This window comes from Chryseobacterium sp. StRB126 (genome assembly GCF_000829375.1).
Lineage (GTDB): Bacteria > Bacteroidota > Bacteroidia > Flavobacteriales > Weeksellaceae > Chryseobacterium.
Genome location: NZ_AP014624.1, coordinates 5,101,766 through 5,117,041, shown reverse-complemented (window position 1 = coordinate 5,117,041; position 15,276 = coordinate 5,101,766). Strand labels below are relative to the sequence as shown.

Annotated in this window: 13 protein-coding genes and 1 tRNA gene; 12 read left to right on the top strand and 2 right to left on the bottom strand. The window is 35.8% G+C overall.

The window, feature by feature from the left end:
* Positions 1-3: 3 nt before the first annotated feature.
* The 9 genes from CHSO_RS23140 (at position 4) to CHSO_RS23100 (ending at position 11,085) form a co-directional block, all read left to right on the top strand.
* Positions 4-570 carry an ExbD/TolR family protein gene (locus CHSO_RS23140; protein WP_045501173.1) on the top strand — a complete coding sequence of 189 codons (567 nt, stop codon included), beginning with the start codon at positions 4-6 and terminating at the stop codon, positions 568-570.
* 27 nt (positions 571-597) lie between these two features.
* Complete coding sequence (locus tag CHSO_RS23135) at positions 598-1,437, top strand: energy transducer TonB (protein ID WP_045501172.1); 840 nt, start codon at positions 598-600, stop codon at positions 1,435-1,437.
* Between the two features lie 78 nt (positions 1,438-1,515).
* Positions 1,516-1,713, top strand: coding sequence for a C4-dicarboxylate ABC transporter (locus tag CHSO_RS23130; RefSeq protein WP_171817683.1), 198 nt, complete (start codon positions 1,516-1,518; stop codon positions 1,711-1,713).
* Positions 1,703-2,581, top strand: a complete 879-nt coding sequence (locus CHSO_RS23125; RefSeq protein ID WP_045501170.1) for a PstS family phosphate ABC transporter substrate-binding protein — start codon at positions 1,703-1,705, stop codon at positions 2,579-2,581. Before CHSO_RS23130 ends, CHSO_RS23125 begins: the two co-directional genes overlap by 11 nt.
* Before the next feature lie 88 nt (positions 2,582-2,669).
* Positions 2,670-4,322 (top strand): tetratricopeptide repeat protein, encoded by a 1,653-nt coding sequence (locus CHSO_RS23120; protein ID WP_045501169.1) that lies wholly within the window; start codon positions 2,670-2,672, stop codon positions 4,320-4,322.
* 82 nt (positions 4,323-4,404) lie between these two features.
* Positions 4,405-5,124 carry a bacillithiol biosynthesis deacetylase BshB1 gene (gene bshB1, locus CHSO_RS23115; protein WP_045501168.1) on the top strand — a complete coding sequence of 240 codons (720 nt, stop codon included), beginning with the start codon at positions 4,405-4,407 and terminating at the stop codon, positions 5,122-5,124.
* Positions 5,125-5,159: 35 nt separating this feature from the next.
* Positions 5,160-5,235 (top strand) — tRNA-His (locus CHSO_RS23110).
* A gap of 346 nt (positions 5,236-5,581) precedes the next feature.
* Positions 5,582-6,016: a hypothetical protein gene (locus CHSO_RS23105; RefSeq protein ID WP_045501167.1), complete on the top strand. Its 435-nt coding sequence runs from the start codon at positions 5,582-5,584 to the stop codon at positions 6,014-6,016.
* Positions 6,017-6,042: 26 nt separating this feature from the next.
* A complete protein-coding gene (locus CHSO_RS23100; RefSeq protein ID WP_045501166.1) occupies positions 6,043-11,085 on the top strand; it encodes a DUF4132 domain-containing protein in 5,043 nt (1,680 codons plus the stop codon).
* A gap of 148 nt (positions 11,086-11,233) precedes the next feature.
* Here the strand turns inward: CHSO_RS23100 and CHSO_RS23095 are convergent, their stop codons facing one another.
* Both CHSO_RS23095 and CHSO_RS23090 read right to left on the bottom strand, forming a co-directional pair.
* The gene (locus CHSO_RS23095; protein WP_002976288.1) at positions 11,234-11,569 is read right to left on the bottom strand and encodes a DUF3276 family protein; all 336 of its coding nucleotides are present in this window, start codon (positions 11,567-11,569) and stop codon (positions 11,234-11,236) included.
* A 99-nt stretch (positions 11,570-11,668) separates the two neighbouring features.
* Positions 11,669-13,330, bottom strand: a complete 1,662-nt coding sequence (locus tag CHSO_RS23090) for an ABC transporter ATP-binding protein (protein ID WP_045501165.1) — start codon at positions 13,328-13,330, stop codon at positions 11,669-11,671.
* A 91-nt stretch (positions 13,331-13,421) separates the two neighbouring features.
* Between CHSO_RS23090 and CHSO_RS23085 the strand changes: the two genes are divergently transcribed.
* The 3 genes from CHSO_RS23085 to yajC are packed head-to-tail and all read left to right on the top strand — an operon-like array spanning position 13,422 to position 15,214.
* On the top strand, positions 13,422-14,327 hold the full coding sequence (locus CHSO_RS23085) for a transcription antitermination protein NusB (RefSeq protein ID WP_045501164.1): 906 nt from the start codon (positions 13,422-13,424) through the stop codon (positions 14,325-14,327).
* 1 nt (position 14,328) lies between these two features.
* Positions 14,329-14,838 carry a DUF1573 domain-containing protein gene (locus CHSO_RS23080; RefSeq protein WP_045501163.1) on the top strand — a complete coding sequence of 170 codons (510 nt, stop codon included), beginning with the start codon at positions 14,329-14,331 and terminating at the stop codon, positions 14,836-14,838.
* A gap of 10 nt (positions 14,839-14,848) precedes the next feature.
* Positions 14,849-15,214: a preprotein translocase subunit YajC gene (gene yajC, locus CHSO_RS23075; RefSeq protein ID WP_045501162.1), complete on the top strand. Its 366-nt coding sequence runs from the start codon at positions 14,849-14,851 to the stop codon at positions 15,212-15,214.
* Positions 15,215-15,276 lie beyond the last annotated feature (62 nt).

The following is a 15,276-nucleotide window of genomic DNA, read 5'->3' as shown; positions in this document are numbered from 1 at the left end:
GAAATGGCAGAAGTACAAGTACAGGATAAGAGTGCCAAGGGTGGCAAGGTTCGATCCAAGAAAAACAACCCCAGAGTCGATATGACTCCGATGGTTGACCTTAATTTCTTACTATTGATGTTCTTTATGTTTACGTCAACCTTTAGTAAACCAAATGTGATGGACTTAGGTCTTCCGGCTAAACCAAAGCCTACTGATCCTAAACCACCTCCAACAGAAATTAAACTTTCAAATTCAATTTCTCTATTACTAGGAAAAGACAATAAAGTATTTTGGCACCAGCAGGATCAAACATCCTTAAATGACCAAAATCTTATGGAAACTAGTTTTGACAGAGAAGGAATTAGAAAAGTAATTGAGCAAGCAAAATCTAGAGCAGCGGATCCTACCAAATTTACGGTGATCATTAAGCCAACTGACGATGCTGTATATAAGAACTTTGTTGATATTCTTGATGAAATGGCAATTACCAAAAGCGAACAGTACGGTGTTACTGATGTCAAACCTTGGGAAAAGGCTATTTATGAAAAGAAAGTAGGTGGTGCTGCTGCACCGGCTGCTACAAAGTAATTTAACCATAAAATTGTTATATTATCTATGGCAGATGAAAATGTATACGGTAGGAATCTAACTTTAGATGAAATCGTATTTGAAAATAGAAACAAGGAATATGGTGCCTATGATCTTAGACATCAGTATCCTAGACTTCTGACAAAATCTTTTATTGTCGGAACATCTATCTTTCTTTTGGTAGCTTTGTCTCCGTTCATCTATCTTACAATTAAAAACCTTACAGCTCCGCCTAAGCAAGAAGTAAAGGCAGATCTTGTAAATATTGTGGAAGATGAACCAATTATTGAGCAACCTAAAGAAGAAGAACCACCACCACCTCCTCCTCCAAAAGAGGAACCAAAAATTGAGGTGATCCAAAACGTGGTTCCAGAGCCTGTAAAAGCTCCGAAAATTGAAACTCCACCACCACCGATTTCTAAGCAGTTGGAAACTACAACTGGTTTGAATAATCAGGAGGGGGTAAAAGCTCCGGCTTATACACCACCACCGCCACCACCATCTACAGGTACAAAAACTGCAACTGTAGAAGTGAAAGCGAATAACCCTAACGAAATCTACAAAGATGTAGACCAGTCTGCAGAATATCCTGGAGGTATGGGTGCATTAAGAAAATTCTTAGGAGAAAACTTCGATACTTCATTAATGGAAGGAGGTGAAGGTACCCTTAAAGCTAAGCTTAAGTTCGTTGTAGAAAAAGACGGAACTGTTTCTGCAGTTACTATTGAAGAGAAATCTCCAAATAGCGACTTCAACAATGAGGCAATTCGTGTAGTTAAGAAACTTAAAAAATGGACTCCTGCGAAGAGAAACGGGGAGAGCGTTAGATCTTACTATAGCGTACCATTTACTATGAACTTTGAATAATTAGACTTATTTATTCAAAATATAAATAAAAAGAGAGGCTTATGCTTCTCTTTTTATTTTTTTTGGTATTTTTGTTACATGATGTTCAAGTGGTTATCCCTCATTGCGGGATTGTTTTATATCGTTTTAGGAATTGTAGTAATGGTCTACAGATTCTTTTTTACTATTTTAGACCCTATTGTAGCGTATGCTTTAGGTGGGGTATTTGCTCTTTATGGAATATTTAGAATCTATAGAGCTGTATCAGAAATCAAAAAAAACAGAAATGAAGAATAGTTTTTTTAAGACTGCTGCCATTGTTTCTCTTAGTTTAATGGCCATAGGCTGCAAAAAAAAAGACGATAATGCTCCTTCTTATAATAAAGGTAACCTAACAATTTTTACGGATGGTTCCTTTCAAAGTGTTACAGAAGCATTAGCTGATGGCTATATGATCAGTTATCCTGAAACACATATTAAGGTCGAAATTAAAAAAGAAGACTTAGGATTCCTGGATTTGCTGAATGAGAAAGCAAAGATTATTGTAATGTCCAGAAATCTTAATGCAGAAGAAGTAAAAACTTATGAGGAAAGAACTCAATTAAAATTTACTCCTGCTAAATTTGCTGCAGATGCTGTAGTTTTTGTAGTTCCAAAAGACTCTCCAAAAGAGAGTATTAGTATGGATGAAATCAATAGCGGGCTACTTTCGGAAAATAAAGACTTTATTTTTGATGGAACAAATTCTAGTAATCTGAATTTTGTTGCTGAAAAATTAAAAAAACAGCCTAAAGACCTTAAATTTTCCATTATTCCGGGAAATCAAAAGGTTATAGAAGAACTAGGAAAATATCCAAATAAAATTGGCGTTATTGGACTTAATACTTTCAGTCGTCCTTATGATAAGGAATCAGAGAAATTGAGAGATATGGTGAAAATTCTTCCGGTTATTAATAATGGAAAAGCATACAATGCGGATTCCGAAGGACTTCGCTCTATGGATTATCCTTTTACAAGAGTCCTTTATTTCCTGGCGAATGAAGGTGGTTTTAATATCGCGAGTGGATTTATTAGATTTTCATGTACCCATTTAGGACAGAAAATTGTTCAAAAAGAAGGTTTACAGCCTTACAACCTGTACAAAAGAGAGGTGCAGATGCGTTAAAAATGATTAGATTCACAATTTACCCTTAAACAAAATATTTTGGTCTGAAAATTGTGTAGCATATAACTCAATTATTAGAAAATATAAAATGAAAGATATAATGAATATGAATGTAAAGAAGATTGCTTTTGGAGCAGCCGTGGTATTTTTTACCGGTTTTGCCTCTGCACAGACATTGCAGGATGGTATTAACAGTATAGACAGTGATAAATTTGCTCAGGCAAAAACAAACTTCACTGATATGATTGCTAAGGAGCCAACAGCTGAAAATTATTTCTATTTAGGAAATACTTTCTTAAAGCAAGGAGAACCAGATTATGCAAAGGCTACTGAAAACTTTAATAAAGGATTAGCTGCAGATGCTAAAAGCTTCGTTAACAAAATTGGTTTAGCTACCGTAAAGCTTGGAAAAGGCGATAAAAGTGCTGTTGCTGAAATTCAAAAAATCGTAACCGATTCTAAAGAGAAAGATGCAGAAGTATTATTTAGAGCAGCAGAAGCTTTAACTTTATTTGAAAAGAACAGTTCTCCGGATCTTGCTATCCAATTCCTGACTAAAGCAATTGAAAAAGCTGAGAAAAAAGGAGTTCCTGCACATTACTATTATACATTAGGAGATGCTTACAGATTGAAAAGATCTCCAGGTGATGCTATGAGCGCTTATGACAAAGCATTGCCATTAGCTAAAAATAAAGCTTCTGTTTATACAAGAATGGCTACATTATGGATGGCTGCTCAGATATGGCAGAAAGCTAAAGAAAGCGTAGATAAAGCAATTGCTGTAGATCCTACTTATGCACCAGCATACAAAGCATTGGCTGGATATGATATCAGATACCAACAAAATGCTAAGGCTACACAAGACCTTATCAACTATACAAAATATGCTGATGAAGATCCGTATACTCAGTTAGAAATTGCAAAATTATACTTCACTAACGAAGATTATGCAAACTCTAAAGCTGTATTGGATAAGATTTTTGATAAAATTGATGATCCTATTAAGTTCAAATTAAGAGCTTATCAAGCTTATGCAGATGGAAATTATGCGGATGCAAAACAGAATATGGACACTTTCGTTGCTCAGGCTGACAAATCAAGAGTATTGCCTGCTGACCAAGGTTTACAAGGACTTATCGCTGCAGGATTAGCAAAAGACGAAAAAGATGCTGCTAAAAAATCTGCTCTAACAACTGAATCTCAGCAAAAAATTGCTATTGCTAAAGCGGCAAAAGACGAAACAATGAAGTGGGATTTAGAATTGGCAAACATTGCTGGAGGTGGTGGTGCTTCTCAGGCAGAAGCAGATAAAGGACCTACTAACCCTGCTATCGAAGCATTGAAGAAACAAGTAGCAGCTAACAACCAGGATTCTGATGCTTTATTCAAATTAGCAACAGCTTATCAGGATGTTAAAAACTGGAACGGGGCAATCCTTACATGGCAGAAAATGTCAGCACTTCTTCCTGACTGGGCACCGGCTTATTATAGCCAGGGATATTCTTACCAACAGGCAGGAAACAATGATGCTGCTAAATTAGCTTATGAAAAGTTCATCAGTACTGTAAAGCCTGCTGAGCAGGAAGCTAACAAGCAGACTCTTGCTTACGCTTACTTTGCGGTAGCTTATATGAGTAAAGATTCTGATGTAGCAAAAGCAAAAGATTATGTTGCTAAATCTTTACAGTTAGATCCAACTTATCAGGATGCTGTAAAATTAAACGCAGAGATCAACAAATAATTTAAATTTTAAATTATAGATATTAAAACTTCCCATTCGTAATGTTTGGGAAGTTTTTATTTTAAACCTTATCTTTGATACTATGAAAACAGATATACTTGCTTTTGGAGCTCATCCTGATGATGTAGAATTGGGATGCGGAGGGACAATTGCCAAAATGGTTGCTGAGGGGAAAAAATGTGTTGTAGTAGATCTCACCAGAGGAGAACTTGGAACAAGAGGTACAGATGAAACAAGGAAAACAGAGGCCGCAGATGCAGCAAAAATCCTTGGGCTCTCCGCAAGAGAGAACTTGGGAATGAAAGATGGTTTTTTGGTGAATTCCGAAGAGTATCAAATGAGGATTGTAAAAATGATCCGCAAATACAGGCCGGAAATCGTTTTAGCTAATGCGATTGATGATAGGCATCCAGACCATGCAAAAGGAGCGAAATTAGTATCGGATGCGTGCTTTTTGTCCGGACTGAGAAAAATTGAGACCGTAGTGGATGGAGAAGTTCAGGAAGTATGGAGACCCAAGCATGTTTTTCACTATATTCAGTGGAAAGATATCAAACCAGATTTCGTTATAGACATTTCAGAGTTCCTGGATAAAAAGATTGCTTCATGTATGGCTTATAAAACTCAGTTTTATGACCCAACTTCTAAGGAACCTGAGACTCCAATTACTACAAAAGACTTTTTTGAGAGTTTAACTTACCGAGCTCAGGATTTAGGGAGATTATCGGGAGTTACTTACGCTGAGGGCTTTACATCAGAAAGGTTAATTTCTTTGAAAAATTTTGACAGAATTGTTTGGTAGTTGAAGAAATTGTCCTATATTTGCACTCAGAAAACGGTGATTGTAGCTCAGTTGGTTAGAGCGTCGGATTGTGGTTCCGAAGGTCGGGGGTTCGAGACCCCTCATTCACCCAAAGAAAGTACACTTTTTGAAAGTGTACTTTTTTATTTTACCCCTATTCTGAGGGTGAAATAATATCTGTTTTTTATTTTTTTTCGAAAAGCTTTTTTCCGCTATCCATTCATACTCCTCACGCCAGTACCTAAAAATGGGATTACTTGTGGCGAGGTAACTGTTTCTATCGGAGCTATATTAATAAGTAATGAGCAATAAATATTAATTTTTATTTGTTATCTCTCTTTGCCATTTACTTGTGAAGCAAAATTAGTTTCCTTTTACTTGATATTCGTCATAAAACCTCAATTTGGTACAATAGAACTTTTAAATTTCACTATATTTAAACACACTAAGTTCAAATATGGATATAAAAGTCACTGTAAAGCAGTTGGGCAGGAAGCATCCTGTTCTTTCGGAACAAAAAATTGAAATCGCTTACGAAGATTCAATGATCTTTTTAGAAAATCTATTAAAGCTAATCGTTCAGCAGCAGGTTGAAGAGTTTAATGCTAAGTCATTTGAATTCGAAGATGAAGACTATACCAAAATTCCAACAGATAATTACCTGAATATCCTTACAGATACCGGTAAGATAGGTTTTGGAAGTATTTATAATCTTAATAAAGCAAATGTGCAAAAAGCCCAAGATAGTGTAATTCAGGCATTTGAAGATGGTATGTTTGCTGTATTTTACAATGATGAGCAGCTTGAAAGTCTTAATCAAACTATAGATCTGAGTTTACAACATACATTTACCTTCATCAGGCTTACCTTTCTTGCAGGAAGTTATTGGTAATCAAATTATACTAATATATAAAATACATGGAAATCACAAAAAAATTAGAATCGAAAAAACTAATTAAAAACTTTTATGAAAAACAACGGAAAGACCTATTGGAACATTCGGAGCAGGGGGTTCCTTCTTCCCTTTTTCCAGATAGACCAATCCTTACCAAAGAAGTAGCAGAATTAAGCAAATTACTGAAAGGTAAACCTAATTATTTTGAAAGAGTAAATTTAGGGTCAAAAGAAGCCGAAAAACTTAAAGAATATATCAACCCTGATATCTGGGAAGATCAGGACTATTATAATTTATTAATTTATCTTTTTGGGGAGAATGCAGACTTGGTAAAGTATGCATGGAATAAAATGCAATACAAAATGTATCAGAATAATTATTCCAGACGTTCTTTCCGCGCTCCTCATCGTGAAGATTATATAATGCTCAACCAGGTTAACTTCATTAGAGAGCTAATGATATTCCCTTGTATTTATTCTTATAACGATGACCAGAATTTTGACCTGTCTTTAGAAGAACAGATTATTTATGATAATGAATTAGTTCATAACTCAAGTCGATTCTATGTTTGGTCTGCCGCAATAGATACTGGAAATACGGCTATTTATCAATTGATTGAAGATATTATTTTCAATAAACATACTGAAGGAAAAGTTTCCCTGAATATTATTAAAGCTTTACTCAATTGTGAACAGAAGAAATGTTGGGAACTGGTGGAAAAACTTTTACTGGCAGCACAGAGACAAGAAGGCTTACGCCAAACCATATTAGAGGCTTTGGATGAAACAAGTGTTGGTGCATTGGAGTACATGATACATGTGATTATTGACCAAAAGCTCACTCGCTTCTCATCCGTTGTAAGAGCTATAGATACGTGGACCGGCTTGGGCTGGGAGGCAGAGAAAGAATCTGTAGTAAAAAATATCCTGTTATCGGCAGACCATTATTTTAAAAATCCGGGAGAGATCGCGGAAGCGATGAAAAGCAGAAATAATAATGAAGTGTATATGGCACTTTGGGTACAAGGGGTAAAGGATGTTGAAAAAACGGTTCCTTATCTGCATCAGCTTTTTGATAAGGGTGATGTGGCGAAAAAATGTCTGGCTATTAAATTTGCCATAGAAACTGCAGATCCTTATATTCAGATGCCCTTATATTATAAAGCAGTTTTAGAGGGTAATATTGAGGTGTTAGCTTTTGCTGGTTACCCAATGTCTATGCTGTTAAGTAACAATACAGATTCCAAATTTTTCATCAATAATGCAGATTATCCGGACTTTTTTGAAAAACTGCATGAACTGACATTAAAGACAGAAATAAAAGAGAAAAAATTTGAAGGAAAAATATTCTCATGGCTGAATGCAGCATTCAAAAAAAGCGATTTGTATGCCTCTATGTTTTATCTGGTAGGAGAAGATAGTGATAAACTTGATATTGTTCTTTCTTATTTCGATCAGTTTGATCTTCCGTTGCGGGAGTTATTAACCAGAAATATATTACGTGAATTTTACTGTTATTCTTTATCGTATGCAGTAGGAAAGAAGAAATTAAAAGTAACGGCTTTTCAAAAAGAGTTTGCTTTTAAGATTTTGAAAGACAGGGGAGAAGCTTTAATTGCATCCGGAATTAATGTTTTGCTGCAAGATCCTTTAAATAAGGAGGAAATTATGGTTTTCTTTGATCTCTTCAAAAGAAAGGGAGGTGTCCTTCGAAAAAAACTTATAGAACTTGTTATTCAGCAGAATGATAATGTTATTACTCCATTAGTTGAAGAATTGATGGGAAAAGGTGATCTGGAGCAGCGCGCAGCCTCATTAGATATTATGCTTCAGCTTCAAAAAGAAAAAAGAATATCTACCCAAATTGCCAACTGGACTCAACAATATGCTGAAAGATCAAAAATAACGGAAAGAGAACAAGGTTTATTGGATCAGATTAATCCAGCCGGAGATCAGCCGATTCTTTCTGAAGACAATGGATATGGTTTTTATAATCCTGGCGTGATATCAAAGTTTGCTTTGCCGAAGGTAAAACCGGACTCTTTATATGCACAGGCTACTAAGAAAGATAAATACGGGTTTACAAAACCCATGGATGATATAAAAGAGGAAATAAAGAAGCTTAATGATTTGTTTCTCCAGCATAAAGATCATGAATATGAATCTGATGAATGGGACGGCTCTGTAACCACTTTGCTGATAGGAAATACTTTTCGCCAGATTAAAAGAAATACAGATGGTTTTACTTCTGTACAATTAGCAGAAAATTACCCATTGCATGAGGTTTGGGAGCAATGGTATCTGGAGTCGGGTTTACAGCCGAGAGATTTATTTTTATTAACATTGGCTGAGAGTTGTGACAGAAAAATCTTCAGGGATTTTATGGAGAATTATGTATTCTATTACAAAGATCTTTTAATAAATCCACTGAAAGGAAGATATGCATGGGAAAATCCAATCATCATGATTCTGCAATCGTTAAAGGATAAATTCGTATTCGAAGAGCGTATAGATTTTGCATTAGATGCTGCCAGTACGGTCTTTGCCAATCTTCCTGAAAGCATTATTCACTATAAAGGAAAAGATAGCAATGATTATTATTACCAGGACCAGGGTAATGGCTGGCAAAGGCTTGATTTTTTCATGCCTTTCTTATGGGCAGTTCCTGAGTCGAATCTTACTGATGAGCAGCATAACAAACAATGGAATTTATACCGATGGATGCAGCATAACGGACTGCAGGAAAATATAAGTAAATCTGTACCCGATTTTTACTTCTTCTGTAAAGCCTATGAATTAAAACTCATTACCAAACAAGAACTTTACGAAGGAATACTTACTGCAGATTCTGCAATCGGAGATCTTACAAGAGGCAAACTAATCAATGGTAATGAGAATATTCTGGAAGAATTTCCTTTCCTGAAACCTATGATTGCGGAAATACAGGATAAATTCCTTGATGTAGAGCTTATCCGCGGTGATGCCAATACCGCAGTTTCTCACTTTGTCCAGGAGTTTCGTACGATATATGGAGCGCAACGTTTGGTTCAGCTTCTGAAAGGTTTGGGTAAATCGGGATTGTATGCCAACTATATTTATGCTTACAGGAATGAAAATATGACCAAGCAAAAGCTCTTCTCTAAATTGATTTCAGATTGTTATCCTCTAGAAACTGATACTCAGAAGGCTTTTGATGAAATGATGAAGAAAGAGAAAGTCTCAGAGCTTCGTTTGATTCAGGCAGCAGTGTACGCACCGCAATGGCAATTACTCATCAGCAGTTACTTAGGTTGGAAAGGCTTGGATTCAGCAATATGGTGGATGCATGCTCATACCAAGACCAGTGCTTATGAAGAGCAGAATGCAAAACTAGAAAGTGAGGTGGCAAAATATTCATCCGTAGATATTCAGGAGTTTAAAGATGGAGCTGTGGATAAAGATTGGTTTACAAAAGCCTATAAAGAACTAGGTAAAGCCCGTTGGGAGATGTTATATGAATCTGCAAAATATATTTCCGATGGAAACGGTCACCGAAGAGCAAGATTGTATTCCGATACCTTGTCCGGAAGTTTAAAGATTAAAGAAGTTACGGCTAAAGTAAAAGACAAACGTGATCAGGATTATCTTCGTGTGTATGGACTTGTTCCTTTAAGCAAAGCCAATCCGGAGAAAGATGTGTTGAGCAGATACGAGTATATTCAGCAGTTTAAAAAAGAAAGCAGGGAGTTTGGCTCTATGAAACAAGCAAGTGAAGCTCTGGCAATTCGTGTGGCTCTGGAAAACTTGGCAAGAAATGCCGGGTATCCGGATCCGGTAAGACTTACTTGGGCTATGGAGACCAAGCAAATTCAAACCCTTTTATCAAAAGAAACCCAAGTGACGATTGATGGGGTAACTGTGGGCTTAATTATTGAAGATAACGGAAAAGCAGAGCTTGTCGTTTTTAGAGATGATAAACAGTTGAAATCTATTCCACCAAAAATTAAAAAGGATAAAGCCATTGTGGAATTAACCAATAACCGCAAAATTATGCGGGAACAGTGGACTCGTTCCAGAAAAGGATTGGAAGAAGCTATGATAAGAGGTGACGAATTTTTCTTAAAAGAAATGAAAACCCTTTTTGAACATCCTGTTATCGTTAAGCATTTAGAGAAGTTAGTATTTATTTCCAATAATGATAAAATAGGCTTTTACCATGATGGAAGCCTTGTGAATGCTCACGGAGAGATCCAGGAACTGAATGAAGATAACACTTTACGTATTGCGCATTGTGTAGACTTGCATGAACATTCTGTATGGAGTGATTATCAGCATTATTGCTTTAACGAAAAGCTGATTCAACCGTTTAAGCAAATTTTTAGAGAACTCTATGTTCCTACACCTGATGAATTGAAAGATAAATCTATTTCCCGTAGGTATGCAGGACATCAGATTCAACCAAAACAGACATTGGCATTGCTTAAAACAAGAGGGTGGAAGGTAGATTATGAGGAAGGATTACAGAAAGTGTATCATAAAGAAGGCTTCCAGGTGAAGCTATATGCTATGGCAGATTGGTTCTCACCTGCAGATATAGAAAGTCCAACCTTGGAAACAATAGAATTTCATTCATTAAAGGATTATAAGAATATTCCTTTTGAGAAAATTAATCCAAGGCTATTCTCGGAAGTAATGCGGGATGTAGATCTGGTGGTTTCAGTAGCACATGTAGGAAGTGTAGATCCTGAAGCCAGCCATTCATCCATTGAAATGCGGACGGTACTGATGAAGGAAACGGCTCGTCTGTTCAAACTGGATAATGTGAAAATTGAAGGCTCACATGTACTGGTAAAAGGGCAAATAGCAGAATACAGCGTACATTTAGGAAGTGCGGTTGTTCATCAGATCCCGGGGAAATATTTATCTATTCTTCCCGTTCATTCCCAGCACAGAGGAAGATTATTCCTGCCTTTTGCAGATGATGATCCAAAATCAGCAGAAGTATTATCTAAGGTATTATTGTTGGCTAAGGATCATGAGATACAAGATCCAACCATATTATCGCAAATAAAACGGGAGTATGTATAAATAAAAACAAAACGGTATGCTTTTAAAGCGTACCGTTTTTTATATATAGAGTGAATAAATAATTATTGTTAGCTGAATGGAAATCACTAACCATAAAGACATAAAAAAAGCATCCTTTTCAGATGCTTGTGTTTTTAGATATTCTTTTTTAAACTTCGTCGTCAGAATCTATAGTGTAAGATCTGCTTTTGAAATCTTTGTCATGTTTTTCTGAAATTACATCCTCACCCTTTTCATTAATGATGAAATCTGTGGACTCATTAAACATCTCCTGAAAACTCTTAAAATCTTCCTTGTAAAGGTAAATTTTATGCTTCTCGAATGTAGCTTCCCCATTCTCTCCGAAATTCTTCTTACTCTCAGTGATTGTAAGATAATAATCTCCCGCTTTCGTCTCGCGCACATCAAAGAAATAAGTTCTTCTCCCTGCTTTTAACACCTTAGTGAAAATCTCATTTTCATGGCGTTCCTTGTATTCACTCATTGTTAGATATTTTTTAATCTTGTTAAGAACAAATATAAAAGAATTCTTTTAATCACAAAATTTTTTTTATGATTTATTTAACAATTAGGAATGAAATAGCTATGCGGTTACAGAATTGGCAATTTCGGTAAGGTTGATAATCTGATGTGCTTTTTGAGCGCTAGACTCTCTGTGTGTGATAATTATGGATGTCGCATTGCCAATTTTTTTGTCAATATTTTCAAGGATATTCTGCTCTGTTTCGGTGTCTAAAGCAGACAAAGAATCGTCAAAAATAATGATATTTGGGTCCTTAATCAGGGCTCTGGCAATGCAAATTCTTTGCTTTTGTCCCCCCGAAAGCATTACCCCACGTTCACCAACAAGTGTTTTATATTGTTCCTTAAACTCCACAATATTTTTGTGAACATCTGCGATCTGAGCGTACTCAATTACTTTTTCGTGTGAGGGATGATCTATGGCAAATCCGATGTTGTTTTCAATAGAATCGGAGAATAAATAGCTTTCCTGAGGAATGTATCCGATGAAGTTTCTGTAGTTGTACAGATTATGTTCTTTCAGGTTTTTTCCATCAATCAGAATTTCTCCTTCAGTAGGATCTATAAGCCTGCATAAAAGAAGAGCAATGGTAGACTTTCCACTTCCGGTTTTTCCCATTATGGCAAGGGATTCTCCGGCTTTAATTTTAAAACTTAAATTATCCAGTGCTCTGATCCCTGTATTGGGATACACATAAGATACATTTCTGAATTCGATTTCCCCTTTAATAGGATATGTTTCAAAATTGGTATTGACAATCTCAGATTTTTTATCCATGAATTCATTGATCCTTTGCATAGAAGCTTCAGCTCTCTGATTTACGGAAGTTACCCAGCCTACCATAGAGAATGGGAAAATTAGGGTGTTGATATACATGAAGAAATCAGCAATTTTACCAATGCTTAGTTCTCCTGCAATATATTTTGTTCCTCCAATCCAGATAACGGCAACATTCAATAGGCCAATAACAAACAAGATAATGGTAAAGAAATAAGCTTCTGTTTTGGCAAGATCCAATGCTTTGTTCTGGTAATCGGTTACTTTAATTCCGTAGTTTTTTTCAATGTATTTTTCTCTCGCGAAAAATTTTACCACACGGATTCCTGAAAAACTGTCCTGTACAAAAGTTGAAATAGCAGACTGGCTTTTCTGCATAATTTTCGACTTTTTATTGATGATTGAGCTTACTTTATAAATAGCAAAAGATAAAATAGGAAGTGGGAGTAAAGTCCACAAAGTCATGGAAGCATCCGTTTTTACCATATAAATTGCCGTAATCAACACAAGAACAATAAGGTTGGCCACATACATTACGCCTGGGCCAAGATACATTCTTACCGCCACCACATCTTCACTTAATCTGTTCATTAAATCTCCGATGGTCGTCTGCTTATAATCCGTTAAAGATAAATCCTGATAATGTCTGTAAATTTTATTTTTCAGTTCATATTCAATTCTTCTGGAGGCCACAATAATGGTTTGTCGCATCATAAAAGTAAAGAATCCGGTTAACAGTGAACAGCCTACGATGATTCCAACATAGATAAGCACCTGTTGATTGAAACCGAGGTTTCCGCTTTTGGTAAGTTCATCTACAGATTTTCCTACAAACTGAACTTTATATATATTGAAAAAATTACTGGCAATGATAAATAGTACCCCCCAAAACAAAAGTATTTTGTGTTTCCAAAAATAGGGGTTTAAGGTTTTTAGAGCTTTCATATAGTTTTACAAAATTACAAAAATGTCATCAGACTACGAATTACATCAATTTTAAATTTTGTATCTTTGCACTCATTAAAAAGCTCTTTGAATGTTAGGAAGACGACAAATTCGTGAAAAAGTAGTACAGGCGGTGTATTCATACTACCAGAACCCTGTAAAATTTGATGTTTTAGAGAAAAACATGTTCGCTGGAATAGAGAAAATCTATTATCTCTATATTTATCAGCTTAATTTTTTAGTAGGACTTAAAGATTTAGCAGAACATCAGATTGAAATCGGGAAGAACAAGTATCTTAAAACCGATGCAGACATCAATCCTAACCAAAAATTCATCAACAACCAGGTATTGCTTAAGCTGGAGGAAAATCCAGAAAGATTGTTCTTCACAGGTCAGCACAAGCAGCTGAAATGGGATATGCATGATGATTTATTGGTAAAGACTTTCCAAAGAATTACTGCTGGAAAACGTTATCAGGATTTCATGAAAGAAGAAGGATATTCTTTTGAAGAAGATCAGAAGTTTATCGGAAAATTATTTTTAAGATATATTGCTGAAAATGATGATTTCCACGATTATCTTGCAGATAAAGAACTTTCATGGTATGATGACATCCATATTGCCAATTCCATGGTGCAGAAAACAATAGGATTCCTAAGAGAAGATGAAGAAAGCAGAACTTTAATCAAAATGATTAAAGATGAAGACGACAAGACTTTCGCAGCTAAATTATTGAAAGATACTCTGAACAACTGGGAAAACAACGAGAAAAAGTTGGAAGAAAGATTGGAAAACTGGGATCTTGAAAGAATTTCCCTGATGGACAAAGTGATCTTATCAACTGCTATTTCAGAGCTTGATAACTTCGCCTTCACCCCTTCAAGAGTAATTATTAATGAATATATTGAGATTGCAAAAGTGTTTGCTACAGACCGTTCGAATATCTTCATTAATGGTATTTTAGATAAATATTGTAAAGATCAAAATAGAATATAAAATGAAAAAGACGTTATCAATTATCGCCTTGTCAATTATAGGCTTTGGATTAGTTTCATGTAAAAAAGAAAACAAAGAAACTCAAAGCCCTGAGGCTGTAGCTACTGATTCTACGGCTCTAGGAACTCCAGTAACAGCTGACTCTGCTGCTACATCTGTAACAGGAGAAGCTCCTGCTGCTCCGGTTTCTAACGAACCATCTACTTCTATCGCTTTATCTGAAAGCAATTTCGATTTCGGAAAAATTAAAAAAGGAGATAAAGTAGAGCACGTTTATGAAGTTACCAATACAGGAAAAAATCCATTGGTGATTTCTGAAGTAAAGCCCGGATGCGGATGTACTGCTCCTGATTTTACAAAAGAGCCTATCATGCCTGGTAAAAAAGGAAAAATTACATTGCATTTTGACTCTTCAAGCTTTGATGGAAACGTTCAGAAGTATGCAGATGTTTTTGCAAACGTAGAGAAGGCTCCAATCAAATTAACGTTCACTGCGAACATTCAACCATAATTTTTAAAATATGTTGACATTATTTTTACAGGCACAGCCACAAGGTTCTTCATCTATGATGCTGATCATGATGGGTGTGATGTTTGTAGGGTTTTATTTCCTGATGATCAGACCTCAGATGAAGAAACAAAAACAAGAAAAAAACTTTCAGGAAACCCTTAAAGTAGGTACTAGAGTAGTCCTTACTTCTGGTCTTCACGGAAGAATTGCTCAGGTTCAGGATGACGGTTTTGTAATCGAAACATTATCCGGAAAACTGAAATTTGAAAAAGCTGCTGTTTCTAGAGAAATGACAGAAAATCGTTTCGGAGATAAAGCAAAAACGGCTGATAAATCAGCGGATAAAAAAGAGACAGAAACTGAAGAAAAGAAATAATTTAATTCAGTTTGAAAATATTTGGCTGCGGCGGGTGAACTTCGTTCACCCGCCGCAATTTT